This window comes from Crateriforma conspicua, from assembly GCF_007752935.1.
Taxonomy (GTDB): Bacteria; Planctomycetota; Planctomycetia; order Pirellulales; family Pirellulaceae; genus Crateriforma; species Crateriforma conspicua.
The window spans coordinates 5,208,081-5,235,029 of the sequence record NZ_CP036319.1 but is presented as its reverse complement, the minus strand read 5'-3'; the positions used below and the strand labels follow the sequence as shown (position 1 = coordinate 5,235,029).

The 26,949-nt window shown below is 57.0% G+C and carries 20 protein-coding genes; 15 read left to right on the top strand and 5 right to left on the bottom strand.

Annotation, left to right across the window (positions count from 1 at the left end; translation table 11 throughout):
- Positions 1-23 precede the first annotated feature (23 nt).
- The 3 genes from Mal65_RS19130 (at position 24) to Mal65_RS19120 (ending at position 5,010) form a co-directional block, all read left to right on the top strand.
- Entirely contained in the window at positions 24-1,703 is a 1,680-nt protein-coding gene (locus Mal65_RS19130; protein ID WP_145301226.1) for a sigma-70 family RNA polymerase sigma factor, read from the top strand.
- Positions 1,704-1,939: 236 nt separating this feature from the next.
- Positions 1,940-3,028: a DUF1573 domain-containing protein gene (locus Mal65_RS19125; RefSeq protein ID WP_165701384.1), complete on the top strand. Its 1,089-nt coding sequence runs from the start codon at positions 1,940-1,942 to the stop codon at positions 3,026-3,028.
- Between the two features lie 1,058 nt (positions 3,029-4,086).
- The gene (locus tag Mal65_RS19120) at positions 4,087-5,010 is read left to right on the top strand and encodes a hypothetical protein (RefSeq protein ID WP_145301220.1); all 924 of its coding nucleotides are present in this window, start codon (positions 4,087-4,089) and stop codon (positions 5,008-5,010) included.
- A gap of 98 nt (positions 5,011-5,108) precedes the next feature.
- Here the strand turns inward: Mal65_RS19120 and epmB are convergent, their stop codons facing one another.
- Positions 5,109-6,221: an EF-P beta-lysylation protein EpmB gene (epmB, locus tag Mal65_RS19115; protein WP_145301217.1), complete on the bottom strand. Its 1,113-nt coding sequence runs from the start codon at positions 6,219-6,221 to the stop codon at positions 5,109-5,111.
- A 59-nt stretch (positions 6,222-6,280) separates the two neighbouring features.
- Between epmB and efp the strand changes: the two genes are divergently transcribed.
- Together efp and mgtE are read left to right on the top strand one after the other, a co-directional pair.
- A complete protein-coding gene (efp, locus tag Mal65_RS19110) occupies positions 6,281-6,850 on the top strand; it encodes an elongation factor P (protein ID WP_145305050.1) in 570 nt (189 codons plus the stop codon).
- Between the two features lie 2 nt (positions 6,851-6,852).
- Positions 6,853-8,205 carry a magnesium transporter gene (gene mgtE / locus Mal65_RS19105; protein ID WP_145301214.1) on the top strand — a complete coding sequence of 451 codons (1,353 nt, stop codon included), beginning with the start codon at positions 6,853-6,855 and terminating at the stop codon, positions 8,203-8,205.
- 332 nt (positions 8,206-8,537) lie between these two features.
- Here mgtE and Mal65_RS19100 read toward each other — a convergent pair whose 3' ends face one another.
- A complete protein-coding gene (locus Mal65_RS19100) occupies positions 8,538-9,809 on the bottom strand; it encodes a hypothetical protein (RefSeq protein ID WP_196784297.1) in 1,272 nt (423 codons plus the stop codon).
- A gap of 217 nt (positions 9,810-10,026) precedes the next feature.
- Here Mal65_RS19100 and Mal65_RS19095 point away from each other — a divergent pair, with 217 nt between their 5' ends.
- The 7 genes from Mal65_RS19095 (at position 10,027) to Mal65_RS19065 (ending at position 17,292) form a co-directional block, all read left to right on the top strand.
- Entirely contained in the window at positions 10,027-11,187 is a 1,161-nt protein-coding gene (locus Mal65_RS19095) for a DUF1570 domain-containing protein (RefSeq protein WP_145301211.1), read from the top strand.
- A gap of 130 nt (positions 11,188-11,317) precedes the next feature.
- Positions 11,318-12,409 (top strand): Holliday junction branch migration DNA helicase RuvB, encoded by a 1,092-nt coding sequence (ruvB, locus tag Mal65_RS19090; protein WP_174820186.1) that lies wholly within the window; start codon positions 11,318-11,320, stop codon positions 12,407-12,409.
- Positions 12,409-13,506, top strand: a complete 1,098-nt coding sequence (gene queA, locus Mal65_RS19085; RefSeq protein WP_145301209.1) for a tRNA preQ1(34) S-adenosylmethionine ribosyltransferase-isomerase QueA — start codon at positions 12,409-12,411, stop codon at positions 13,504-13,506. The genes ruvB and queA overlap by 1 nt, the downstream gene beginning before the upstream one ends.
- Before the next feature lie 103 nt (positions 13,507-13,609).
- Complete coding sequence (locus Mal65_RS19080; protein ID WP_145301207.1) at positions 13,610-14,218, top strand: phosphoesterase; 609 nt, start codon at positions 13,610-13,612, stop codon at positions 14,216-14,218.
- Between the two features lie 37 nt (positions 14,219-14,255).
- A complete protein-coding gene (locus Mal65_RS19075) occupies positions 14,256-15,401 on the top strand; it encodes a cysteine desulfurase family protein (RefSeq protein WP_145301204.1) in 1,146 nt (381 codons plus the stop codon).
- Positions 15,402-15,706: 305 nt separating this feature from the next.
- The gene (locus Mal65_RS19070; RefSeq protein WP_174820185.1) at positions 15,707-16,237 is read left to right on the top strand and encodes a Gfo/Idh/MocA family oxidoreductase; all 531 of its coding nucleotides are present in this window, start codon (positions 15,707-15,709) and stop codon (positions 16,235-16,237) included.
- A complete protein-coding gene (locus Mal65_RS19065; protein WP_145301201.1) occupies positions 16,237-17,292 on the top strand; it encodes a Gfo/Idh/MocA family protein in 1,056 nt (351 codons plus the stop codon). The genes Mal65_RS19070 and Mal65_RS19065 overlap by 1 nt, the downstream gene beginning before the upstream one ends.
- A gap of 39 nt (positions 17,293-17,331) precedes the next feature.
- Here Mal65_RS19065 and Mal65_RS19060 read toward each other — a convergent pair whose 3' ends face one another.
- Positions 17,332-18,828 (bottom strand): sulfatase-like hydrolase/transferase, encoded by a 1,497-nt coding sequence (locus Mal65_RS19060; RefSeq protein WP_145301198.1) that lies wholly within the window; start codon positions 18,826-18,828, stop codon positions 17,332-17,334.
- 108 nt (positions 18,829-18,936) lie between these two features.
- Between Mal65_RS19060 and Mal65_RS19055 the strand changes: the two genes are divergently transcribed.
- From Mal65_RS19055 to Mal65_RS19045, 3 genes are all read left to right on the top strand, one after another.
- Positions 18,937-20,235, top strand: a complete 1,299-nt coding sequence (locus Mal65_RS19055) for an alpha/beta hydrolase family protein (protein ID WP_165701383.1) — start codon at positions 18,937-18,939, stop codon at positions 20,233-20,235.
- Positions 20,236-20,358: 123 nt separating this feature from the next.
- Positions 20,359-21,615, top strand: coding sequence for an HlyD family secretion protein (locus tag Mal65_RS19050; RefSeq protein ID WP_165701382.1), 1,257 nt, complete (start codon positions 20,359-20,361; stop codon positions 21,613-21,615).
- Complete coding sequence (locus Mal65_RS19045) at positions 21,612-22,802, top strand: prenyltransferase/squalene oxidase repeat-containing protein (RefSeq protein WP_145301190.1); 1,191 nt, start codon at positions 21,612-21,614, stop codon at positions 22,800-22,802. Before Mal65_RS19050 ends, Mal65_RS19045 begins: the two co-directional genes overlap by 4 nt.
- Before the next feature lie 35 nt (positions 22,803-22,837).
- On the opposite strand, the gene Mal65_RS19040 is transcribed toward Mal65_RS19045, so the two are convergent.
- Positions 22,838-25,777 (bottom strand): TlpA family protein disulfide reductase, encoded by a 2,940-nt coding sequence (locus Mal65_RS19040; protein WP_145301187.1) that lies wholly within the window; start codon positions 25,775-25,777, stop codon positions 22,838-22,840.
- Positions 25,778-25,860: 83 nt separating this feature from the next.
- Positions 25,861-26,943 carry a prenyltransferase/squalene oxidase repeat-containing protein gene (locus tag Mal65_RS19035; RefSeq protein ID WP_231131174.1) on the bottom strand — a complete coding sequence of 361 codons (1,083 nt, stop codon included), beginning with the start codon at positions 26,941-26,943 and terminating at the stop codon, positions 25,861-25,863.
- Between the last annotated feature and the right edge of the window lie 6 nt (positions 26,944-26,949).

Here is a 26,949-nt window from a genome sequence, read left to right as displayed (position 1 = left end):
TGAAGATAAGACGGAGCTTTCCGATGCAATTGATGGAACAAGACCTGAACGCGTTGATCGAAAAGGGAACCAAGGATGGTTACCTGACCTACGACGAAGTCAACGCGTATCTGCCGGACGAAGACGTTAATCCCGAAAAACTGAATCGGCTGATTCTGGCGATCGAACGCCGCGGCATTCGCCTGATCGAAGGCGCCGAAAAGAAACGCTTGGTGGCCGCCAACTGCCCTGCCCCGAACGTTTCCGGTTTGACCGACATGGCCGCCGAGGCCGACGCGATGGGCGACGCCGAAGTCAGCCTGGCCGTCGCCGGCGAAACCAGCCGCACCAGCGATGATCCGATCCGGATGTACCTGAGCCAAATGGCCAACATCCCGTTGCTCAGCCGCGAAGAAGAAATCTCGTTGGCGAAGAAGATCGAAATCACACGCCGACAGTTCCGACGCACACTGTTGGAATCCGATTACGCCCTGCGTTCGACCGTCGAAGTCCTGCACAAGGTTCACGATGGCGAATTGCCGTTCGACCGGACCATCAAGGTGTCGCTGACCGAATGTCTGACCAAGGAACAGATCAGCCAACGCATGCCGCACAACCTGCGGACGTTGAACGTGCTGATCGCACAGAACAAGGATGATTTCGGCATGCTGGTCCGTCGCAGCACGTCGCCGCGATTGAAGGCGGAGGTTCGCAAGCGTTTCATTCGCCGTCGCCGCAAGTGTTTGCAACTGGTCGAAGAACTCAGCTTGCGCAGCCGACGCGTGACGCCGCTGTTGGGGCAGATGGAAAAGATTTCGCGACGCATGAATTTTCTGCGTGATCGGTTGAACAACTTGGGCACCGATGCACTCAGCCGTGACGAAGCGGCTGACATTCGCCAAGAACTTCGCGAACTGATGTTGGTCACCCAGGAAAGCCCCACCAGTTTGCACAACCGTGTCACCAAGGCTCGCCGCCATTTCGAAGAATACGAAGCGACCAAACGTGAATTGAGCAGCGGGAACCTGCGACTGGTGGTCTCGATCGCGAAGAAGTATCGCAACCGTGGCCTGTCATTCTTGGACTTGATCCAGGAAGGCAACACGGGCTTGATGCGTGCGGTCGACAAGTATGAATACCGTCGCGGATTCAAGTTCAGCACCTATGCGACGTGGTGGATTCGTCAAGCGATCACCCGCGCGATCGCCGACCAGGCTCGCACCATTCGCATCCCGGTCCACATGATCGACGTGCTCAGCAAACTGCGTCAGGCGCAAAAACGCATGACACAAGAATTGCGTCGCGAACCGACCTATGAAGAAATCGCAGCCGCGACCGAAGTGCCGATCGAAGAAGTCCGTCGCGTCATGGACATCGGGCGACATCCGGTCAGCTTGGATCGACCGGTTGGCGAGGGAGAAGACAGCAGCTTTGGTGAATTCATCGAGTCCAGCGAAGACTGCAATCCCGTCCAAACCGCCGCCAGCGGAATGCTGCGAGGCAAGATCGACGAACTGCTGAAAACGCTGACGTTCCGCGAACGCGAAATCATCCGTTTGCGTTACGGATTGGTCGACGGCTACAGCTACACGCTGGAAGAATGCGGTCGCATCTTCAAGGTCACCCGCGAACGGGTCCGTCAGATCGAAGCCAAAGCGGTTGCCAAGTTGCAAAGCCCTTCGCGTGCCGATCGATTGGCCTCGTTCTTGAAGACCGCCGCCTGATCGCGCCGGCTTTGCGGCACCCTCCAACCGCAGGACCAAAACGAAAGAGCGGAGCGAACGGTTCGCGGCATCGGTACGCCAATGCCCGAACCTCGCCGCCGCTCCACTGGGCACGAACCCGCGATTCCGTTCCGCTTCAATCGGAATTTGACAGGTGGGCAGAGGGGGGGGGCTATAATCACCCGCCGGTTTTGAAGAAACGGAATCGTACCGGCTGGGAGAAAAAAATGTTCGCGATGCGTTGGGGCACCTTGCCGGTCTTTTTGATCGCTGCAATGACGACCGGAATCTGCAAAGAATCCTCGGAGGTGCGTCACGATGGGTATCGTCCACCCGTCGACGCCACGGGGGTGGGTACGATCGTGGTTGGCGACCAGGACGGTGATCGAGTCATTGAAAAACAATTGCACCTCGGACGGGTGCCAACGACTGGCAAAACGTATTTCGTCGAAATCGTCAACCGTTCAGGCCGACAGTTGCGTGCGCGAAGTATCAAGAGTTCGTGTGGGTGTCTGGTGGCCGCGCCTCGCCCGGCCGTGTTCGACGATGGGCAGTCGATGCGGTTGTACATCGAGATGAAATCCACGCAGAACGGAAGTTTTCGTCGACCGATTCAAGTCATTTTCGCTGGATCCGGTGAAGGTTCGGATGCGGACACGCTGCCTTGTATTTTGACTTGCATTGGGGAGTGCTTGCACCCTGTTCGCATTAATCCCCCCGTGATCGACGTTGGACAAGAGGATCGTCCTGTCGAGATGACGCTGACCGGCAATTTTGGGGATTTTGATCCGAAGAAACTGGAGGTCCAGATCCCTTCGTCGGGCGATGCAAATGTCATGGCGAAACGTTTGTCTGTCTCAGGAGACACCGCAAAGTTTCAGCTTTGGTTCCAAGGACTTGACTGGCCTGCCGGTGATTTGGAAAAGACGTTTTATGTTCGCGTGCGAGGCTATGGAAAGGACCTGGAGCATCCGTTGCGTGTTCGCAATCGGGCAGCGGTTCGGCTTCGGCCTCGCTACATCGTGGTGTCCAAGGATCGCGACGCGCGGCCTCCGATGTTGTATCTAAGTGTTCCGGCTGCGGACTCTATCGAGAGTTATCGATCGCTTCTCGGCGAAGCTCAGCATCCAGGCAAAGACAAGGGCTGGATTCAATTCGAAATGGTCATTGATCGATTTGTAAGAGAATTTGACATTGCCGCAGTGCGGATCGTGCCACCCTACGAGCTTTTGGAGTCAACGGACGCTACCACTTTTGATTGTCGACTGCGCTGGCAGGGTGAAGACGAACCCGTTGAAAAAATGAAAATGGTTGTGCGTTTTTAGTGTCGATAGAAGAGGCAATCTAATGACTTTCGTTCGATGTTTCTTGTTTGCTGCGGCTGTCCTGTCCACGTTTCGGTCTGTGTCTTCGGAGGATATCTACTATTCACTTCCAAGTGCCGAGTGTTACGACCTCACATCTGTTTCGACCTGTTACGATTTGTTTCCTGATCTGCCCGTATACATTCTCCTCAATGACCACGAATCTGGGTGTAGCGGTCACTCATGCGGGCCCGGGAGCGGATACGATTGCTCTGATGAATACGCCTGGGAAGAGTTGAGAGATGTCGAAGTCGTTGATGGCAACTATTACGGGTACGGAGTGGCGGACAAAGTTGATTGGCGAACTTGTGGCCGGCTGCACCGTTGTGAATGTGTTGGGAATTTCGTCGATGGCTTCTGGGTTCAAACGTGCGCTGAGGAGGTCGACGGCTATCGAGTCCCCCTGTTGAACGATTCTTGGTGTGAAATTGACGACTACGGGTACTAGGACCGTGATTTGGAATCGTCGGTCATGCATCATATGAGCCGACGGCGCTAGCCGCGGGCCTTCATTCCTCGACATTTGAAGAGTCAAGACCCGAGACTAGGCACTGTTTTCCAATCGGTAACCCGAATCGTCAGTGAGGGGCCGAAATTGTTCATTCATCAATAATCCCTCGCTGACGCGTCGGTTTACCGTTTTCATTGGCCTTCGTGTTGAATTGATAAACAGTGCCTAGCGTCTACGGTTCACATTTCAAAACAGGTTCAACGCATCCCAGGGCAAGTACCTGGCGTTATTTTGGTCGCGCGTGGGTATGGGGCACGGATTGTATTACCCTCGGCTACGATTACGGCTCGTCGGTCATTTGTGGATCCGTTTTTTTACTGTGTTTGCGAATGCAGGTCCTAGGTTGTTCGGTTGGCAATTCGTGTTGGAGGTCCAGGACTCCAACGCGGGGCTGTCTGGAATGTTCGAAAAGGGACTCGGGAAAATGAACAGGTGGTTGGGGCTAGGAATGGTCTTGTTTGCGTGCAACTTGACCTCCACGCCAGGAGTGGTGGCGCAAGAATCGGGAATGCTTGTCGATCCAGCGGCTAGGTCTGCAAGATTCGTCGAAGCCTTTCGCGCTAACATTGAAGGTGTCCAAGAGACGTTTCGAGTCGCGGTCGAACGTAGGGCTTGGATCCGCGAAGATGAGAATCGTGAGGTCGAAGTGGTGATGCGTCTCTTAGCCTGGCAACAGAGGGACGGAAGGCGGTTGTTCGCGATCATGCCAAACTTCAATGAGCGTTCAAAGGCGGACCGCCACAGCGGAATCTGGGAGGAGTTGTTGAATGATGGGAACAGGACGTTTATTCGTATTCGTCCGACCTTTCTAAGTACGTTGCATACGGTGCCGAGCGAATGGACAGGAACCCTGGAGTTCGTCCCGGAGATGCGTTCCGGTTATGTCCATCTTTCGATGTGGTGGGATCCTATCCAGGCTGTCTTTTGCAGCAACGAGAGGGGGAGTCGTTGGTCCAAGCGGTCAAACCTAGACATGGGGCTTGCAAACCTTCAGTTCCTCGCAGGACAGCAGTTGCAAAACGGTTGTTTTCAAGTGGTTTTCGAGGCCGGTTGCAAAATAACCGGGGTTCGGGTCGCAGAGATCTATGTGTTTGATCCCAAGGTTGGCGGCATGCCGACCTCTCGCACCGTCAAGTTTATGCAAACGGATTCCGCCGAAATGGCCGCAGAGCTTGGGACTCCGTTTTCCCACGTGGAAGTTTCTTGGAGACCGCTGGGAGAGTTATGGGTTCCGGTTCACTCGGTAGACGTCAGGGAGCCTTTGAGTTGGAGCGGGGGCAATAAGCATGCGGAGGTTGAAACGATCATTCGCTGGGATGCCGACGCGGGGGCCGATTCGCGTTTTCCCGAACTGGGGGATCGTGACTGGAAAAAATCCTTTTATGGCGACATGGTCGAAGATCACCTAGGACAACTGGTCGCCGACAAGTAAACCAACCAATCGATTGCACGCAGCTTTCCTTTAGCACATGGGCGCGACGTAGAGAACGCCGGGTTCGAACACGACAGGATCCATCAAATGGTGTCGGCCTAGGTGTCGGCGATCGGGGTCTTGGACGCCGCGCCGCATTGTTCTTGGACGTATGTCGGCACCGCGTAACCCGGCAGTCGCTTTCGCAATTCCTTCACGATCGCCTGCCCACGATCGGGCGAAACTTCGAAATGGGCCGCGCCACGCACGCGGTCCAGTTGGTGCAGGTAATACGGCTGGACGCGCAAATCGATCATGCGCCGACAGAGGGTTTCAAGGGTGGCCACGTCGTCGTTGACCCCACGCAGCAAGACGGCTTGGTTCAATACGGGGATTCCACCATCGACCAACGCCGCGATTGACGCTTCGACGTCGCCGTCGATTTCCGACGCATGGTTACAGTGGACGACCATCCAACTGGTGGCGCGACTTTCACGCAGCATCGACACCAGTTCCGGCGTGACACGGCTGGGGATGACGATCGGCATTCGGCTGTGCAGACGGATGCGGCGGACGTGTTCGATCTGGTTCAAACGATCCAGCAATCCGCCCAGCACGTCATCGGTCAGCGTCAGTGGATCACCACCGCTCAGCAAGACTTCGTCGATGTCTTTGCGTTGGCTTAGGAAATCGATCGCATCATTCCAGTGGGTCCCCACGCCCGACATATCGCCGTAGGGGAATTCGCGTCGAAAGCAATAACGACAATGAATCCCGCACGCCGCGGTCGTGATCATCAGGGCGCGGCCGTCGTATTTCTGCAGCAAACCCTGGCAGGCGGTTGCTTCCAAGTCGCCGACCGGATCGGCGGCGAATCCGGCGACCGTCTGTTCTTCATCGGCGACCGCCAGGACCTGTCGCAACAGCGGGTCGTCGGGATCGCCGGGCCGGATGCGGGCTAAAAATTCGGGCGGCACGAACGTGGGAAACGCTTCGTCGCGGCACAGCGGGACCTGCCCCGCCAGCCCCAGGTGTTCCAACAGGGTGGCGGAGTCGCGGATCGCCGCTTTCATCGATTGACGCCAATCCTGCGCCGGGGGGTGGGCCTGCGGACGTCGGCGGGACCCGCCCGCGACAAAACGGCGATCGGCCGCTAAACTTCGCGACCTTTGAGGGATTCCCTGATGTAACGCCGGTTCGGGCCGACCGATTCCGGCGGAGTCCTTGTTCATTTCTCGAATCCAGTTTGTATCTCGAAAGCGGAGCCTGGCCGGACGGCTGGGATGAAGACGTGGCGACCTATAACACAAGTGACTTCCGCAAAGGTCTGAAAGTCCAGATCGACGGCGAACCCTATCTGATGATCGAAATGAACTTCGTCAAGCCTGGTAAGGGCAACGCACTGTACAAGTGCAAGATGAAGAATCTGATCCGGGGCACCACGTTGGAACGGACGTACAAAGGTGGGGACAGTCTGGAATCCGCCGACGTCGAAACCACCGAGGTCAGTTTTCTGTATCGCCAGGGCCAGGACTATGTCTTCATGGACGGCCAGACCTTCGAACAATACGAAGTCGCCGAAGACGTGGCGGGCGATATTTGGAAATACCTGAAGGACGGCATGAAGTGCACGATGACGTTGTACAACGGCAACGCGATTATCGTCGAAGCACCATTGCAGGTCGAACTGGAAGTCGTCGACTGTGCCCCGGGTGCCAAGGGCGACACCGCCACCAACGTCACCAAGCCCGCGAAGGTTGAAACCGACGCCGAATTCATCGTGCCCGGCTTCATCAAGATCGGAAACGTCATCAAGGTCGATACCCGCACCGGCGAATACGTCGAACGAGTCAGCAACTGATCATGACGAACACTCTGTTCCTGCCCGAATTGCGCGAAATGCTCGCCGACAACAATCGGGCGGAACTGGAGGAGTTCTGCACCACCCTGAACGCTGGTCGAACGGCCGAGTTCATGGAGGGGCTGAGCGACGCCGAAGTCTGGCAGGTGTTGCAGTTCGCCCAGCCCGAGCGAAGGTCTGAAATCTTTGGCTACTTCGACGAAGAGCGCCAGTTGTCGATGTTGGCCCAACAGCCGACCGACGAAGTGGCGGAGTTGGTCGAAGAACTGGCCGCCGACGATCGCGTCGACTTGCTGCAACAACTGGACGACGAACACGTCGATACCATCTTGCCGCTGTTGCCGGTCGAAGAACGGCGTGACATTCAGCGATTGCGGTCCTATGCCGAAGGTACCGCCGGTTCGCTGATGACGACGGAGGTCGCCAAGCTGGCCGATCGGTTGACCGCGCGCGAGGCGTTGGAGGAACTGAGCCGTCAAGCCAGCGAACTGGAAACGATCTATTACTTGTACGTCGTTGATGATGACAATCACCTGCGTGGCATCGTTTCCACACGGCAATTGGTTTCATCGCTGGCGCAGCCGCATCGCACCTTGCGGGAGATGATGGAAACCGACGTCGTCGTTGCGATGGTCGACGAAGACCAGGAATCGGTTGCCGAAAAAGTTGAACATTTCAATCTGTTGGCGATCCCCGTCTTAGATTCGGGACGCCAGTTGTTGGGCATCATCACGCACGACGATGTGATCGATGTCGTCCGCGAAGAATTGACCGAGGACGCCCAGCGGATCGCTGCGGTCACGCCGCTGGAGCGTGACTTTTTGCGCATCGGTTTGGTGACGCTTTCGTGGAAACGCGGTATCTGGCTGACCATCCTGTTCTTTGCTGCACTGCTGACCGCGTTTGCCTTGCGGCACTATGAACTGGAACTGGAAACCTACGCTTGGCTGGTCTGGTTCATACCGCTGATCATCAGTGCCGGCGGAAATTCGGGCAGCCAGTCGGCAACGTTGGTGATCACGGCGATGACCGGTGGCGAGATCGAACTGCGAGATTGGCGCACCGTTCTGATGCGGGAAAGCGTCGTATCGTTGATGCTGGGCGGGTTCATTGCGGTGATCGGTTACGCCGTCGCTTTCTTCATTGCACCCAGCCCCTCCGACGCTCTGGTCATTCCGCTGACATTGCTGGCGGTGATGATCACCGGATGTCTGTGTGGGGCGACGTTGCCGCTGGTGTTCAAGCGGCTGGGATTGGACCCCGCATTGATGAGCAATCCATTTGTCGCCGGGATCGTCGACATCATGGGCATCGTGATCTACATCAACGTCGCCCGGATGATCCTGTCCAACTGATCGGGCCGCTGATCCTGGACGCCGTTCCCGGCCACCGCTTTCGGGGAGCACCGCCGTGGGGATGAGTGGGACCCGATACAGTCTCTGCGACCCGCCAAGTTCCGCGGCCGGCCGATTGATTCGCGAGTTTCGGCACCGGGGGGCTTCAATTATCAACCCGTCTCAAGCTCGATTCTTCATTGCTTCCAATGTATATTTCGAAGCAGTGACAGGTGCTTGCACCTGTTACGGCGTTCGAAGCGTTTTGCCCCAACGTTTCGGACGTTTTTTTATGCGCGGGCGCTTGCTTGGCTTGGGCATTATCGGATCGCCGGGGCGTTTTTGCCCGATCATCAGGGCAACGGGATTTCCTGCAAGACGAACGGCACTTCGTTGCGGATGACCGCCGTCGGCGACAGATATTTCAGCTGGTAACCGGTCGGATCGTCACCGACGTCGAACAAGTATCCGATTCCCAGTTCCTCGGTAGTTTGGCGGAACACCTGAAACCCCAGGTGGTCGACACGCGTGTCATCCGGGGCGACCAAAAATATTTCGTTGTCCATCAGCCATTGGCGGTGGCTCTCCAGTGCGCGATCAGCGTTTTCAATGGTGATGGAAAGCCGGACCTCGTGAAGCGGTCCGTTGGGGCGAACGTCCAATCGCTTGACGGTCATCGCATCGATCGACACAGCGTCAGGCGTGCCGACCAGGGGAACGGTGAAACGTTTACGTCGACCCGGAAGCAAGGCTTGGATGACGCCACCGATTCGTTGGATCTTGTTGGCTTTGGCCGCCGGCAATTCCAGCGGCAAATAGAACTCGCTGAACGCGATGTCGCTGGCCGTCGCAACGTCGATCGTTTCGCTGCTGGCTTGCGACTGCAGACGTTGACCGGAATCCAGTGTGACCGCGATCTCGTCGACCGGGATGGTCAAACCGATCGGTGTGATCCTCGGTTCCCAAGCAATTTCCATGCTGACGTTCAGTCCGCTCAAGCTGGGTTGCCGTAAGATCCGACGTGCCGTTACCGACGTCGGTTCGATGCGATAGATGCCGGCGTAGACCGCGGCACCCACGCGGTCAGGGCGTTTCTCGTCGCGCGGCGTCAGCATCAGCGTTTCGCGGTCACCGCCGTAAAAGTTGATGTCCAAGTCGGCTTGGTCCAAAACCAGATCGATCGCGTGCCAGAACGTCAGCGGCGTGGCAACCGGATCCACCGGTTGTGTTCGGTCGCTGTTGCATTCGAATTCGACGCCGCTGTCGCGACTGATCGCCTCCAGTGCTTCGCCCAGATTGCTGACATCCGCCAGGTCGATGCGGATGTCCGCCACCTCCCGGGCCGCCTGTTGTTTTCGCAGGACCTCCACGATCCGCCGGATTCGATCCGCCGCTTCGGGCGACAATCGTGGATCATCGGGTTCGGGCAACCAAGAAAGCGTTTCCGCGCCGGCTTCGATCAGCGAACGCTCGGCTGCTTGCCGAGTCGCCGCGGCATCGGCGTCCAGTTCGTTGATCCATTCCAGCACGTCGTCGCGAAGGGTGTCCGAATTGGGGGCGTCGTCCTGGGCCGACACGGGCCCGACCATTGCGAAAATGACCAGCAGACCGGCGATGCGATTCACACAACCGATTCCGGCAACCGGTTGAAAACGCGCCGGCCCGACATTCGATGAAACCGTCATGATCCGACTGATGCCTCAATCAGGTTCGATGATGAAGTCGCGGCGTGGGAAACGTTTTCATGTGCGGCCGCAGGGTTTGATCTTAACCTAAGTTTTTGGTGGAGATGCCGTACGACCGTGATGAACCTCTGTACCCAGCGACCAGAGTCGATTTGAAATGCCCGAACCGAACGATCAGCCGTCTTCGCCGACTGTACGCATTCAGGCTCGGCGAAACCGCGGCAGCGTTTGCTTTCGGTATGTGTTGCAGCATTCATTGTTCGTGACGTTGGTGCTGGGATTGCCCGCGATGTCGCTGTCGGCGACGCCGCCCGCGCTGATCCGATTCAACTTGAATGGCCACCTGCAGACCGGTTTGGAACTGATTCGGATCGGAAAAGAATCCGTGGTCATCGGTCGTGATGGAGCCCTGCATTCACTGGATCCGCGTGATTCCAAAGAGTACTTGGGACGAACCAAGGGCGAATACGAACCGCTGGGAAGCGCGGAATTGGCCAACCGATTGCGGCGTGAGTTCGGTGACGGTTTCGAAGTCGTCGCGACGAAACACTTTCTGGTGGTGCAGCCCAAAGGCCGTGGTCGCAAGTGGCCCGACCTGTTTGAAAAGTCCCATCAGATTTTTGTCCGCTACATGACCCAACGCGGGGTGCATGTGCGCCGCGGGCGTTTTCCGATGGTGGCCGTCGTTTTCCCCGACAGCCGTTCGATGTATCGTGAATTTGCCCGACTGGGATTAGATGTTTCGCGGGTCGCGGGCATCTATTCGAACAATACCAATCGAGTCATGACGCATGATTCGGGTCACATCCAGATGATCGTCGCTACCGTGCGGCATGAGGCTGCCCATCAGTCGGGTTTCAACAGTGGCGTGCACAGTCGGGTCAACGACACGCCGCGTTGGGTCACCGAAGGCATCGGGCAATTGTTCGAACCCGCCGCGATGGGCAACGTCCGCGCCGGGAGTGATGCACGAAGCCGCATCAACCGCGAAAGTTTGCATCAGCTGACCAAGACGTACGGACGATTTGACAACACCACGTTCGCACGCGACCTCAGGCGACTGGTCATCGACGATCGATTGTTTGACGGCGAACCGTCGATCGGCAACGCCTACGCGATCGCTTGGGCAATGATGTTTTATCTGGCCGAGCGTGAACCACAACAGTTCGCGTCGATTCTGAATCACACTGCCGGCCGACCCGCGTTCAAGACGTACGAGCGACACGAACGAATCGCTGATTTTGAACGCATTGTGGGCGGATCGACCGCCGATTTTGCCAAAAAGCTGGCCGCGTATCTTCGGCACCTGCAAGGCTAAATCGGTCCGGATTCGCCGGCGGGAAAAGCCGCCAAGGTCCACGGTCCGCCGTGCCCCCTGTCTCGGTTGCGTGTTGGTCGATCTGACCTGAAACGCTAGAGTGATACGCAGGTAATTCAGGGAGGCAGGTGTGGCACGCGAAGCGATCTATCAACAAGACGACCCCGAACCGATCGGCGGCCTGCGCGGATCGGGACCCGGATCCGATGTTCCGCCGGGATCGGCGGGCGTTGGTGGCGACGGCATGCCCGATCGACCCGACCAAGACGTGCGTCTTCGGCCGCGACGGATGGACGAAATGGTCGGCCAGCGGGACGTGATCGAACGCCTGAAGATCGCCATCGATGCCGCCCAGCGACGTGGCGAACCACTGGGGCACATCCTTTTCGACGGACCGCCCGGATTGGGCAAAACGACCTTCGCAACCGTCATTCCGGTCGAAATGGAAACCACCGTCCAGATGGCCAACGGTGCCGGCTTGAAAGCACCGAAGGACTTGCTGCCCTATCTGACCAACGTGTCCGAAGGCTCGGTGCTGTTCATCGATGAGATCCACCGGATTCCCAAGAGCGTCGAAGAGTACCTGTACACGGCGATGGAAGACTATCGCATCGACATCGTGTTGGGCGACGGCGTGAACGCGCGGACGCTGAACTACGAAATCAAACCGTTCACGTTGATTGGCGCGACCACGCGAGCCGGGATGTTAAGTGCACCGTTGCGGGATCGGTTCCAGATTCGCGAACACCTCGGCTGGTACAGCCAACAGGACCTATGTCAAATCGTCCAGCTGAATTCAAAAAAGCTGGGGTTAGACGTCGACCCGCAAAGCGAAAAGATCGTTGCCTCGCGCAGCCGCAGCACTCCCCGATTGGCCAACAACCGTTTGCTGTGGGTTCGCGACTATGCCCAAAGCAAAGCCGAAGGCAAAGTCGACGCCGGATTGACCACCGCGGCCCTGGACATGATCGGAATTGACCCGCTCGGCCTGGACCGCCAAGACCGCAATTACCTGGAAACTCTGATCCGCGTTTTCGTCGGCGGACCCGCCGGTTTGGAAGCGATCGCCCACACCATGAATGTCAGCAGTGATACGTTGGAAGACGAAGTGGAACCGTTCTTGCTTCGCAGTGAATTGATCGTCCGCACGCGTCGTGGTCGAATCGCCACGGCCAAAGCGTTCGAACACCTGAAGTTGGCGCCACCGGAGGCGACCGGCTGATGAGTGAACAGGTCGAACAAGAAATCGATGCGTACGATTACACCCTGCCCCGTGAACGAATTGCCCAAGAACCGCTGAAGGTCCGCAGCGATTCACGATTGATGATCGTCGATCGCCAAACGGGGCAGATCGAACACAGCCATGTCCGTGACATCCGCGAGCATTTGCGGGCCGAAGACGCCTTGGTGCTGAACAACAGCAAGGTGGTGCCGGCCAAGCTGGTCGGGTACCGCACGCGTACCGGCGGACGATGGCAAGGTCTGTTTCTACGGTGCGACAGCCAGTCCGGTGTCTGGGAAGTGTTGACCAAGACACGGGGCACGCTGCAAACCGGCGAAACGATCACGATCCAAGACCGCGACGGTCGCGACGGCATGTTGCTGGAAGTCGTCGCGCGGACCGAGGGCGGGCATCTGCTGGCGTTGCCCCGAATGCCGGATTCTCATTGGGATGACGACTCGTTTGATCAACCCGTGCAGTGGTTGGAACGCTTCGGTCGGGTTCCCCTGCCGCCTTACATTCGCGACGGCCAAATGGTCGACGCGGATATCCAAAACTACCAAACGGTTTTTGCCAGCGATGCGGGCAGCGTTGCGGCGCCCACGGCCGGGCTGCACTTTACCGATCGCTTATTGGAAGAAATTCATAAGGGCCAGACGGCGATCGCCGAGGTCACGTTGCACGTCGGCATCGGCACGTTCCGGCCCATCGCCACCGATCGGCTGGACCAGCACCAGATGCACGAGGAATGGGGACGTTTGGACGACGCCAACTGCACCACCATCAATGACCGGAAATCCGGGGGCGGCCGACGAATCGCGGTGGGCACCACATCGGTTCGTGTTTTGGAAAGTGCTGCGGCGCACCATGATGGCGTGCTGCGACCGTGGACGGGAACCACCGGCTTGTTCATCAAGCCGCCCTACCAATTCGCCGCGGTGGATGCGTTGATGACCAACTTTCACCTGCCCAAAAGCAGCCTGTTGGTTTTGGTCAGCGCCTTTGCCGGTCGAGAATTGATCATGGAAGCCTATCACAAGGCGATCGAAAACGAGTACCGCTTCTTCAGCTATGGCGATGCAATGCTGTTGATTTGATGCAGCGGCACGTCGGCGATTTCCATGGGTCCAAATCGCACGCTGTGATCAACCTGGCTGATACCGGTCCCTATCAAAACCTTTGACACCCTGACATTCTTGCATGTCCGCAGACGAACAAATCTTGGTCATCCCCGAATCGTTCATTGATGCGATCGGCACGATCGACGGTTTCCAACGCGACGTTGATCGCTTTTTGGATCCGATACTGCAAAGCGATCAACTGACGTTTGGACGTCGTGGGGACATGGAAACGGACCCGTCGTTCAAGCAATTGATTCCCTATGTCGTTTTGCAGCACAACGACGATGACGGCAACATACATGTTTTCGCATACACTCGGGGCGGCGGTTCCGGTGAAGCTCGGCTGCATGCCAAACGCAGTATCGGTATCGGCGGACACATCAGTGCCGAAGACGCCCAGGGTGACGGCAATCCCTATTTGATCGGGATGCAACGTGAACTGGACGAGGAAGTCGATATCGATTCGGCTTACGAAGACATTCGCGAAGGTCTGTTGTACGACCCTTCCAACGATGTCGGCAAAGTGCACTTGGGAATCGTTCACCGGTTTGTATTGCAATCGCCGTCGGTCAAGAGTCGCGAAGATGATCTAGCCGAAGGCGGTTTCGTGCCGCTGGACGAACTGCGGAATCAGTTCGAGCGTCTGGAGACGTGGAGCCAGTTGACCCTGACGGCGCTTTACGGCTGAACACCGCTGTCGGAACCATCGCGTTGCCGCTGTCCCCATGATCTACCTTGACCATCACGCCACGACGCCGTGCGATCGACGTGTTGTCGAAGCGATGTTGCCTTGGTTGACGGAGCATTTTGGCAATCCGCACAGCACTTCGCATGAAATCGGACGCGTTGCGGCTGACGCGATGCAGGCGGCGATCAATGATTTGGCCGCCCACTTGGATGTGCCAGCCGACAATGTGGTGATCACCAGCGGCGCCACCGAAAGCAATCTGCTGGCGATTCGCGGCGTGCTGTGCCACCCCAGGCAACAGCGGCGGAAACTGATCACCGTGGTGACCGAGCACCCGTCGGTGCTGGACGTGGCCAAAGAGATCCAAGCGGACGGATTCCACGTGACTTTCGTCGGCGTTGACGATCAAGGCTTGGTCGATCAACAACAGCTTGCATCGGAGCTGGATGGCGACACCGCTTTGGTCAGTGTGATGTGGGCCAACAACGAAATCGGTACCATCGCGGACATCCAAGCGATCGCAAGTTTGGTGCACCAGCACGGTGCGTTGCTGCACAGCGATGCGACACAAGCCGTCGGCCGCATTGCCGTGCATGCACGACGGGACGATGTTGATCTGATCAGCGGATCGGCGCATAAGTTCTACGGCCCCAAGGGCGTCGGTTTTTTGACCGTTGGCAACGGGAATCGACGCGTCCGAATTCGTCCCATCCAGGTCGGCGGCGGGCAACAACGCGGCCGCCGTGGCGGGACCATGAATCCGTCGTCGGTCATCGCGATGGCGACCGCCCTGCGTCTGGCCTGCGATGAAATGCAGGCCGAATCCGAGGTTCGCGAGCTTCGTGATCTTCTGTGGCAAACGCTGTCACAGCAGATCGACGGACTCAAAATCAACGGGCCACCGCTTGATAGTGATCGCCGTTTGGTCGGCAATCTAAACGTGATGGTCGCCGATGTCGAAGGCGAAGCTTGGATGGCGGCAACGCCCGAAGTGGCTTTTAGCAGTGGTTCGGCATGCAGCAGCGTCGATCCGTCGCCCAGTCATGTCTTGACTGCACTCGGACACAGCGAATCTCAGGCACGTCGCAGCGTTCGCTTCGGCATCGGACGCGGAAACACGAAAGATGAAATCCGCCACGCCGCCGATTTGTTGGTGAAGTCTTACAAGCGACTGTCTGGCTGACGAAGACGGCACCACCGGCCTCCAGCGACGGTCGCGGCATCACCGTGACGCGGTGCGATTCAGTGTAGCTGTGGCGAAACGGCGTCGTTCTCGGACTGGAATTCTCCACGCAACACGGTCGCGGTCTAATCATGTTGCAATGGATTTCGCTGGGCATCCCGCTAGCCGTACCAGATTGGAACTGATGACCAACGTGGTGCATTCTTGTCGCCAGGAACGGGTGAGCTGGGAAAGACGGTTGGCTTCACCTCAGGCTGACCTGCATTGCACTCCGGCGATTCATTTCCTTACCGCAAGTGCATGCCATGGATGTTGCGCGTTGGGGATTGCAGGTCGACTATCCGATTCAGGTGACCGCCGGTGGTGGGAAGTATCGCCACGATGATGACCAAGAAACGCCCGACACGATGATGGTGACTTACGATTTCCCAGATCAGAAATCGATCACTTGGGAAGGTTTATCGTGGTCACCACTCGGGCCGCATGATTCCCAATTTGGGATCAGTCTGCATGGCACCGAAGGCTCGATCGTGATTCGTGGTGGTGGGTATGTGCAATACGACATGAAAGGACAGGAGGTTGCCACGGGGGCCGGTGCCGCCGGTGACCAAGGCCACTTTGAAGACTTCTTGATGGGCGTTCGCGAGCATCGCCGAACCAACTCGGATATCGAAGGGGCCCACAAGAGCACACTGCTTTGTCACCTGGGCAACATCGCCTACCGGACCAGCGGTACGCTGAAGACCAATGGAAGCAATGGGCATCTTGTCCAGAATGCCGAAGCAGAATCCTATTGGTCACGCGAATACGCAAAGGGTTGGGAGCCGAAAGTCTGATGCCGGAACAAAAACAACTTGCACCGTTGATCATCGCTTTGTTCTGTTGCTGGTCCGGGTTCCTGGGATCGCCTGCGACTTGCCAAGAAAGCGATGCCAATCCAACAGGCAACATCATTCGCGTCGGAATCATCGGCTTGGATACATCCCATGTGCCCGCGTTCACTCGAGAGTTCAATGCGGTTCCGGCAAACCCCGACATGAAGGGCTGTCGCGTGGTGGCGGCCTACCCGTACGGCAGCCGTACAATCGAGTCCAGCTACAGCCGCATCCCAAAGTACACCGAAGCGGTGCAGGAACTGGGCGTCAACGTGGTTGATTCGATCCCGGAACTGCTCGGGCAGGTCGATTGTGTGTTGTTAGAAACCAACGACGGAAAGCCTCACCTTGCTCAGGCCGTTGAGGTGTTCAAAGCCGGAAAGCCGGTTTTTATTGACAAGCCGGTTGCATCGAATCTGACCGAAGTCGTCGCGATCTATCGTGCCGCGCAGCATTACGGCGTGCCGATGTTTTCCAGTTCATCGTTGCGTTATAGCGATGGGGTCCAAGCGATCCGTGGCGGAAAAATCGGCAGGGTGCTGGGATGCAACGCCTACAGCCCGGCGTCGATAGAACCATCACACACGGATCTGTTTTGGTACGGGATCCACGGCGTTGAAACACTGTTCACGTGCATGGGAACGGGATGCCAGTCGGTCAGTCACACCTCCACCGATAGTCGTGAGTTGGCCGTGGGAATATGGGATGGAGCACGGATCGGAACGTTCCACGGCATGCGTGAAGGCACGAAAAGCTATGGCGGAACGGCTTTCGGAACCGACGCGATCGAGCCGATCGGCCCGTATGCTGGATACAAGCCGCTGGTGCTACAGATCGCCAATTTTTTCTACACGCGAAAGCCGCCAATCGATCCGGCCGAAACGATCCAGTTGTACGCGTTCATGCAAGCAGCCGCCGAAAGCAAACAACGCAACGGGCAAGCGGTCACCATTGCAGAAGTCATGCAAATCGCCGAAGCGAAAGCGGACGAACTGCTTTCGGGTAAACTGGACTGATCGACGGCGTGGCGAACGTGGGCCAGCCGTTCCCCTGTGCTATTGCCGGGCAACGGGCCACACGTGGGAATCTTCAACCAGTGCTTTGTATTCAGATCGAATCTGTTGACTCATGGTCCGAGTCAGCGTTTCGTCTTGGCCAGCCAAGTTATCGGATTCGCCGATGTCGGTGGTCACATCATAAATCTCGATATCGGTCAGTTCCGCATCACGAACCGCAGGATAAGTTTTCTGCGTGATGTTTTGCATCTGCGGTAATTGTCCACCGTTCAACTTGGCCAGCACTTTGTAGTTTCCCGATCGCATCGCTACGCGACTTTCGTTGGTCGCGTTGTAATAGCACCAAACCAGTGGTTTCATGCGATTGATCTGGTTCCCACCGAGCGCCGGGCGGAAATCGGTTCCATCAAGCGAGATGTCTTGCGGCGGTTCATTGCCGGCCAACAAGCAAAACGTCGGTAGGAAGTCCAGTGACGAGACGGGCTGGGAAACGATTTGTCCCGCGGCAATCTTAGCCGGCCAATTCATGATTCCCGCGACTCGAAATCCTGCATCCGTGGTGTGTAATTTCATTCCCCGCAGCGGTCCGGGGGTTCCATAGGAACGTTTCGCACGTTGATACCGTTTGAGTGTTTCGGGGCCGTTGTCGGAGGTAAAGATGATCAACGTATTGTCACGCTGGCCCAGTTCTTCCAATCCCTTTACCAAACGCCCGACGGCGGCATCGACGTTGGCGACATTGGCAAAATACTGTGCCTGGTCTTCGTTCTTCGCCATTGGCAAGTACTGTTGCACCAACTCCGGCGGAGATGCAACTGGTTCGTGTGGCTCATGAAACGGCAGGTACAGAAAAAACGGTTGGTCGTTGTCCGCGGTGTCTTGCAGCCAATGAAGTGCTTCGGTGACGACATACTGGCAACTGAATTCGTCGATTTTGCCGACCGGCTGGCCGTTGCGAACAAAGTTGACCGGTTGCTGGTGTGACGGCGAGGCGTTGTTTTGAGTGCCAAGCCAATGGTCAAATCCAAAGTCGCCGGGTTGAGCCTGTGACGGATGATTGAACTTGCCATTGCAGTGCCATTTGCCCGCCATGCACGTCGCATATCCCGCTTGTTTCAACAGAGCGGGAATCGTCACCTCTCCCTTTCGCATGTGAACCTGCTCGCGAGCGTCGGGACGAGGTTTTTGGGATGGTGGTATCCAATCAAAAACGCCCGCACGGTTGGGGCTGCGACCGGTCAGCAATCCGACACGCGAGGGTGAACAAACCGGGGCTGCCGAATAGAAGTCGGTAAAGCGAATGCCCCCATCGGCCAACGCGTTCAGGTTTGGCGTCTTGATGATCGGATGGCCGTAGCACTCAAGGTCGCCGTAGCCGAGGTCATCACACAGGACGACGGCGATGTTGGGACGATCGTCCGTGCCCTGCGCCTTGGCGACCGGCGTGGCAACCAGTACGGCACAAAGAAACAGGGCGGCGGGAAGCAGCGCGGCGTGAATGGGTGTGGCGGCAATCAGCAAGGGAAAGTTCTTCATCAGTCATCCGTTCTCGGTGCGGGGAATCCAACGTCGGAACGTTGGTGCGTGTATTCTAATCGCACTCGCCTTCCCCCACGTCGCCCCACCTTTTTCCCGCCCACTGACATGATGCCGACGATACGGTTGCTTGGTTGTTCGCTTGCGATTTTTTGCGTTACACCGCTGTTCGCAGATTCCTTTTCGGTCCACGTGCCCCCATCAGCCAACGGATCGCAGTTGCAAATCGGTGTCACTTTTAATCTATGGATTCCCGATGACGCTGTGACGTTGCGCGGCATCATTGTCCATCAGCACGGTTGTGGCGAAGGGGCTTGCCGAAGCGGGGAAACGGCGGCGAAGGATTTGCACTGGCAAGCCTTGGCACGCGAATGGGATTGCGCGTTGCTCAGTCCACGTTACCACCAAAGCCAAGATCAGAATTGCCGATTGTGGTGTGATCCGCGTCAGGGGTCTGGCGAAGTTTTCGTCACTTCACTCGAACAACTTGCCGAACAGTCAATGCACCCCGAACTGGCCCGCGTTCCCTGGTGTTTGTGGGGACATTCCGGTGGGGGTTTCTGGGCCAGTCTGATGCAGATGGAATATCCACAGCGGATCGTTGCGATCTGGTTCCAATCGGGAACGGCCCACAGTCGTTGGGTGTCCGGTGAAATTGAAGCTCCAACAATTCCGGACGCCGCGATGGGGATCCCCATGGTCGCCAATCCGGGCTTCAAGGAGCGTGATCACCAGCGGTTCAAATCTGCGTATAGCGGCTGCTACCAGATGGTCAAAGACTATCGGCAACGCGGTGCACCGATCGCGTTCGCACCCGATCCCAAGTCCGGACACGAAACACGAGATTCACGCTATCTGGCGATCCCGTTTTTCGATGCCTGTTTGGCAATGCGTTTGCCGGGAACACCGGGGACGGCTGATTTGAAACCGGTTGACCTGAACGGCGGAGTCTTGGTTCCGTTGCACGAGAATTATCAAGACGTGACTCAGCTTTCACCCATCAATCCTCCGAATCCTACGACCGCGAATTGGCTGCCCAATGAAGCCTTGGCATTGAAATGGGCTGAGTTCATTCGCGCGGGTGAAGTTGCCGACACCACCCCGCCGCCGCGGCCCACATTGGTTTCGGCCGAAGGTAACCAAGTGCGGTGGCACGCCGAAGCGGACTTGGAATCGGGAATCGCGGCGTTTGTGATCTTGAAGGACGGCCATCGAATCGGCCGCGTGCCTGAAGAATCAAAAAGTCAATTCGGACGCCCTTTGTTTCAAGGAAACACCTATCACGACACGCCTGCGTTTGACGCTCCCGAGATGAAGTTCTTGGATCCCAGCGGAACGCCTGGGCGGTATCAAGTGATCACGGTCAATAGCATGGGGCTTCAAAGTCAGCCAACGTCGACCGAGTGAGATACAGAGTGTGTCGGTGAAAGATGCCACTTTCGTCGCAGTTGCTGGACTTCGGTTCCATCGCTTGCGATCATGGTTGGAATCGGTCGCCTGACTCTTTCGATCCATCGACGGCTACGCACCATGAAATTCCGATCATTCTCATTCATGTGGTTGTTGGTAACCGCATTTCCGCTGCTTGCAGATTCGCCGGCGGAACAAGAAAAACAATCTGATAAAAAGGCAGACCCGGAGACCGTCGCCAAGGCGTCACCGCCGATCAAACTGGACGGGATTTTTCAGGCGGTTCGTCAGTCGGAGTTGATGATCGACAATGAGCAACTGACGGAATTTAAGCTTCTGCGGATTTTGCCGCATGGAACGACCGTCAAAGCGGGGGCCCCCGTCATCTGGTTCGATACCGATGGGTTGGACGAAAAACTAGAAAAAGCCGAAACGGAATATCGACTTGCCGAACTGCAAATGGAAGCTGATGAGTTTGCGTACGAACAATTTCTTGAGTCGCAAGAGCTTGATCGTGACGCGGCCAAGCGAGCGCGAGACGATGCCCGCAGCGACTACGACCACTTCATCAAGACACAGTTGGAACGCGAGATTGCCGACGCGAAACAGGATCTAAAATCAGCGGAGTTTTCCGTCGAGAGCGCAAAAGAAGAACTCGACCAGCTAACACAGATGTATGAAGAAGATGATCTAACCGAAGAATCTGAGGAGATTGTCTTGCGTCGCGCCCAGTTCACTTACGAATCGGCGATGCACCGTCTGACAGGCTCCAAGATCCGCATCCAACGTGCATTGGATGTGTTGATCCCACGCCGAGAGGCCAGCCAAGAAGAAGCTCTAGACCGTGCGCTGATGCGGTACGACAAGGCGATGCACGAACTTGACATCGCCAAACGCAAACGCGAGTTGGAGATGGAAAGAAAGCGAGAGGACGTCGAAGAGACGCTGCGTGACTTTGAACAGATGCGTGAAGAACGCAAGGACGTGGTTCTGAAGGCACCGCACGAAGGAATCGTTTTGCACGGCAAGCTCAATCGGGGCAAGCTGTCCGACAAACCGGTTTCGTGGTCGCCCGGCAGCAAGCTGGCGAATCGAACGGTGATTGCGACCATCGTCGATCCGGCCAAGCTTCAGGTTCGTGTGGATATTCCCGAACAGCACCGGGCATTGATACAGCCTGGTAAGCCGGTGGTGTTGACCGCTAAAGCGATGCCGGACGTCAGTTTCACCGCAAAGGTGCGTGAGGTTGCCGATGTGCCTTACGTTCCCGGGAAATTCGACTGCGTGATCTCCGTACCAATGAAGAAGGTTTCCGGTGTTCGTCCGACGATGGCTTGCGAAGTCGAAATCGAACGGCAAGTGCAGGACGACGAATGAGACTTTCGCTTGCCTGCGTGACGCTGGGCTGTGCGGTGCAGTTGATGGGCTTCATCGCCACCGGTGCGTCGGCGCAAGAAATCATTCCGGCGACCGACCCACAGTCGCTGCCGAGTATTGACCCGATCGATCAGGATCAGTTGGATGCGTCGATTGCCCGCGGGATCGCCTTTCTGATCGAAGACCAGAACCCGAACGGTTCTTGGGGCTCGGCGACAAAAACTAAAGCATTGAACATCTTTGCCCCCGTCCCGGGCGCCCATCACGCGTTTCGCGCCGGGACGACATCGCTGTGCATCAGCGCGTTACTGGAAACGGCAACTGAGGATGACACGGCGGCCCAGGCGACGATCGACAAAGCCGAGCAATGGCTATACCAGCACATTTCGCATCTGCGTCGGGCGACCGGCGATGCGATTTACAACGTTTGGGGACACTGCTATGCGATCCAGGCCCTGGTGCGATTGCACCAGCGGCACGATGGAGATGCGGATAAGCAAGAACGGATCGTGAAGTTGCTGAAAGAGCAATTCGAGCGTTTGCAAAGGTACGAATCGGTTGACGGTGGATGGGGGTACTACGACTTTCGTTACCAAGCGAATCAGCCGACGTCGGATTCGATTAGTTTCGTCAATGGTGCGATTTTGGTCGCTCTGGCCGAAGCAAACGAAATCGGCGTCAAGCCACCAGACCGAATGGTGGATCGCGCGATCGCCGCGCTACAGCGTCAGCAAAAACCGGATTTCTCGTATCTGTACGGCGAATATCTGAAAGACCGTCCGGCTCGTGAGATCAATCGTCCTGGTGGGAGTCTTGGAAGAAGCCAGTGCTGCAACGTGGCGCTACGCATGTGGAATCAGCCGGAGGTCACCGATGACGTTTTGTCGAAATGGCTGACGCGGCTGTACTTGCGCAATGGATGGCTGGACATCGGGCGAAAACGTCCGATCCCTCATGAGTCGTGGATGCAGGTCGCGGGATACTTCTATTACTTCGGTCACTACTACGGTGCATTTGCTTTACAGCATTTGCCGTCTGAACAGCAAAAGCGTTTTGCCCCATATTTGGCAAAGCTGATGTTGGACCGACAGGAAAAGAATGGTTCGTGGTGGGATTACCCGCTGTACGACTACCATCGTCCGTACGGCACCGCGTTTGCTTTGATGACGTTGCATCGATGTCGATAGAAAAATCCACGAAATGGCACATTGAAGAACAGTGCCTAGTCGACATTGGATTCGGGCGCAGTCATGGAATCAAGCAACGCTTTTAGCCGCGCAATCATGAAATCGCCGCCACCCACGAACACGCCGGCGACGTCGCCTTGTCGGTCGATCACCACCAATTGGGGAATCGCATCGGCTTGGTATCGTTCCGCCGCAACGCCATCAATGTCCATCGCAACTTCCGGTTGAATGTTCATGCGTCGCAGGCTGCTTCGGATCTGTGCGTCGGCGTCGCTGATGTTGATCGTCATCAAACGCACCTGTTCCGATTCGTACTGTGCGGCCACTTCATCAACCATTGGCATTGTCTGTATGCATGGGGCGCACCAGGATGCCCAAAAGTCGACCAAAACGATTTCGCCCCGATATTCTGATAACCTGAATCGACCGCCTTCGACCAAAGGCAGATTAATCTCAGGGGCTTTTTGACCGTTCAATGGGTGCGGCGGCACCGTCATTTCGCCACGCATCGCGGCGGCGACAACCGGTTCTTTCGCAAGCTTCATGGCCCAGGATCCATAGGCGGCGGGACCAGAGGCTTGCCCGATGGCGCGTCCCAGAATCAACCGGTCCAGCTGATGCAGGTCAACCTGGCAATCGCCGAAAACGCCGTGCCGACCGTACAATGTTTGGTCGTCCAGTGCCGCGGGTACAAAGGTCAGCCGGTCATTTCCGTTGCGAAACACTGCTTGGATGTGATCGTCAAACCGAGTCTCAGGATTCAGATCATCCGGGGAATCGGACCGAGTTTGTGAATCCTTATTCTCCTTTGCCGCCGACAAGTCTTCGGGGTGCAACCAGATGATTTGTGTGACTCGGTTTCGGGGAACGGCCAACTCCTGCATCCGCGCCGTGACCGTGACAGCTTTTTCGTCGATCGAAACCATTTGACATCGCATCATGTCGCCGTTGGCCGCGATCAGCAAATGCGTCGGCGGCGCGTCGTGCTGAGACCGTGGCAGCGTCAACAATCGTTTGCGTTTGGCTTGTTCCAGATTTGGGATTTTCGTTTTCAAGTCGAACTGCACGGCCTTGATCTGGCCGTCGGGCAAAGTCGACACGCCACTTTCGGCGGAGCGGATCTGCAGACCATCCTTGGCCACGCCCAAAACGTCACAGCTGAAATGGTCTCCTGACACCAAATACACGTGATGCGCAAACGCATCCTTCGCAGGTCCGCTCGGCGGGGCATCCTTGGTGGTTTGATCGGATGACTTCTTCGTGTTGGCGACGGGTGGATCAGGCGATTTGTTTTCCCGAAGTTCCGCTAGGCGTTTTCTGACATCGTCGATTTGCGACCGTCCCGATCGATCCGCTGTCGCCGAGTTCGCTTGTGCAGTCGTCGCCGATGCTGATGGCTTGCGAATCACACCGCTGACCGACGGGGTGAAGCTTGCGGCGGTCTGGCTGCCGCGTGGCTGCCATGCCAGGGAGGGCAAGCCGCTGCCGCGTTCCCCATCATCCCCGCCAGCGGCGTCTTCGACCGCGGTGGTCATTCGCCCCAAGGTTCGGTGGTCACCCTGTTGCAAAACCGACAAATCATCCTCAATCGTCTGCCACCGGTGTTCACGCCAATGGATCAGACGCACGCGCCGTCGGGGCAGCTTTCCGACGTGACCAGTCGCGGCATGGCGAATCTGGATATGCGTTGGTGTGACTTTCTGGACGCGGCCCAGCAAGCGTCCGCCGTCGCCAAGTAAAAGAGTGGCAATGTCTTTTTGTTGAATCGCATCGTCAGCAGATTCGATATCGGCTGGTCGCGGGAAATTGATTCCGGCGATCTGCTTCATCGCGATGGTTTCTTGCTGCTGATCCGCAGCCATGACCAAACCTTCACCATCCGATGTCAATTCCGCGGTTCGGCCCGTCACGACCTTGCCATCAATCGTCACGACGCTGACCACCGCGTCGTCTGTATCGGACTGTGGTCCGGCGTCGCCGATCCATTTCGCCACCCGCAACCGTCGCAGATAGGTCGTGCCTTCGCGATTGGTGACGGAAATGCCGGTACCGTTTGCGATGCGGACTCGCGGCAAATCGTCGGACGGTTCGGCCTCGTCATCGTCTTTCGGTTCCGCAGCAAGCTGACCGGCCAGCGATCCATCGGAATGATAGACGGCGATCGTGTCAGCGTCCTGGTCTAAAAAAGCGATCAAACGAATCGACGAATCGTCTTCCAGCGTGGTCAGAATGTCCAAGTCGGCGGAGTGTTGCCGTTCGCGAAAGACCGCCAGCGTGCGTCCGATGCTGGTGATCGCCCAGCCGGAGGAAACTTCAGGTGATTGCGTGGGGTCACAGCCGAGCGAGACGTGAAAATTGGGGGCACCTTTCCACGATAGCTCCAGTTCAATGATGGCACGATTCGGCACTCCCAAGTCGCCCATCAAAACCGCGTCGGGGCGGTCGGACCCCAATGCGATGCCTTCTTCGAACCAGCCTTCGTTGTTCCAGTGGTTGCCCGACCAATCTTGCAGTCCGGCCAAGTGTGCAAACACCAGCGTCGGATTGTCGGCGACACGATACAGACGGTGCACTGCATCCAGTGGGATCTGCAGTGTGCCCAAATCCGGTTCTTTCAGCACCAATCGGTTCGCGTCGATCGAAAGCAAGTCGCAGGTCAACAAATCGCCCTGGTACAGCTCCACGGCAAATGTGGCCTGTTGCTGGTTGATTTCATTGGCGTCTTGAAATTCCAATTTCTTGACGTGATCAATTGGAAACACGAAGGGATCGCTAAAACCGGCGCCCTGCCAAGCCAAGATGGGATCGTCTGTCGCTGGCGTCGGTGCGTCGGAAACCTGGCCGACGACCGTTTGGTAATCCGATAGCGTCAAGATTCCATCGGCGAGCAACAGGCCGAGATGGGATGACGACAACGAGACCGCGATCGCCAACGCGGTCAGCAAGTGGGTTCGGTAGCAGTTGAATCTGGTCATGCGATATCGGGGGCCGGCCAAATTGAATCCTGGATTCTTGCCGGTGGTCGGGGAAGATTGATCAAGGTGAATGGCGATTGGCTCTAACGTTCGTAAATCGGCAGAAAGCGGTAATTCAACGCCAAGGCCAACAAGGACAGACAAGTGCTGACCGACTTTCCGTAACTGCCGTCAAAGCTTCCATCGGGTTGTTGGCGAGTTTTCAAAGTGTCGATCAGCTTTTGGTTCCACTTCTTCCAACTTTCTTCGTCGCCTTGGAACAACGCCTGAGCCTGGTAGTAATTCTGGTATTCGACCGAGCCCAAACCCGCACGTCCGCCACTGACCAACCGGCTCTTGAGGTATTCCAGCGTTTGTTTGTATTGCGGCAAATCTTTGCGACGGGCGACCGCATAGACCAAGGCTGCGATGGAAATGCGTGCCATGGATTCGTCAAAGCCACCCATGCCGCCGGCATAGGCGACTTGGCCGGAGGGTGATGTCATGCTGACGAAGTACTTGATGGCACGATCAATGGCTTCGTCGGGGACTTCGATGCCGGCGTTGCGTGCGGCCAACAGTCCCACCAAGACACTGCCCGAAACGGAGGTGTCCGCATCGTTTCCGCTTGGGTTGTATCGCCATGCGCCATAGCTGTTTTTCTTTTGTGACGTGACGGCGCAACGTACTGCCAGTTCCAGCGATTCGGCCAAGGTGATCTGCTCGGATTCGGATTCCCCCGGCCACAAATTTCGGTCGTCAACTGTCCCGTAGGCTTCGGCAACCGCCAGCATCGCAAAGCCGTGGTGATACATGCTGCCGCCAAAGAAACCCGTTCGCCGGCTTTGTTGACGCAACATGTTTCGCAAAGTCTTGCGCATGGGGGCCGCATAGGCACCGAAGTTTGGGTCTTCCCCCGACGCCAAGAAACACATGACCGCCATGCCGTCGACACCGGCCCCGCGATAACTGCTGTTCCAACTGCCCTGTTGGTCTTGAGAATCGATCAGGTGCTGTAATCCCGCGTCGTACATCTCACGAACTTCGCGCGGCACCGCTTCGCCGGTGCGAATCTCCAGCACTTGTGCACCACAGTGCGTGGTCCCAAAAAGCAGCATGCAGCAGGCAATGCCGGAGACGCAGGATCGAAACGTTTTGGAATTGACCATTCGGGCGTTCAAACTCAATGCGGT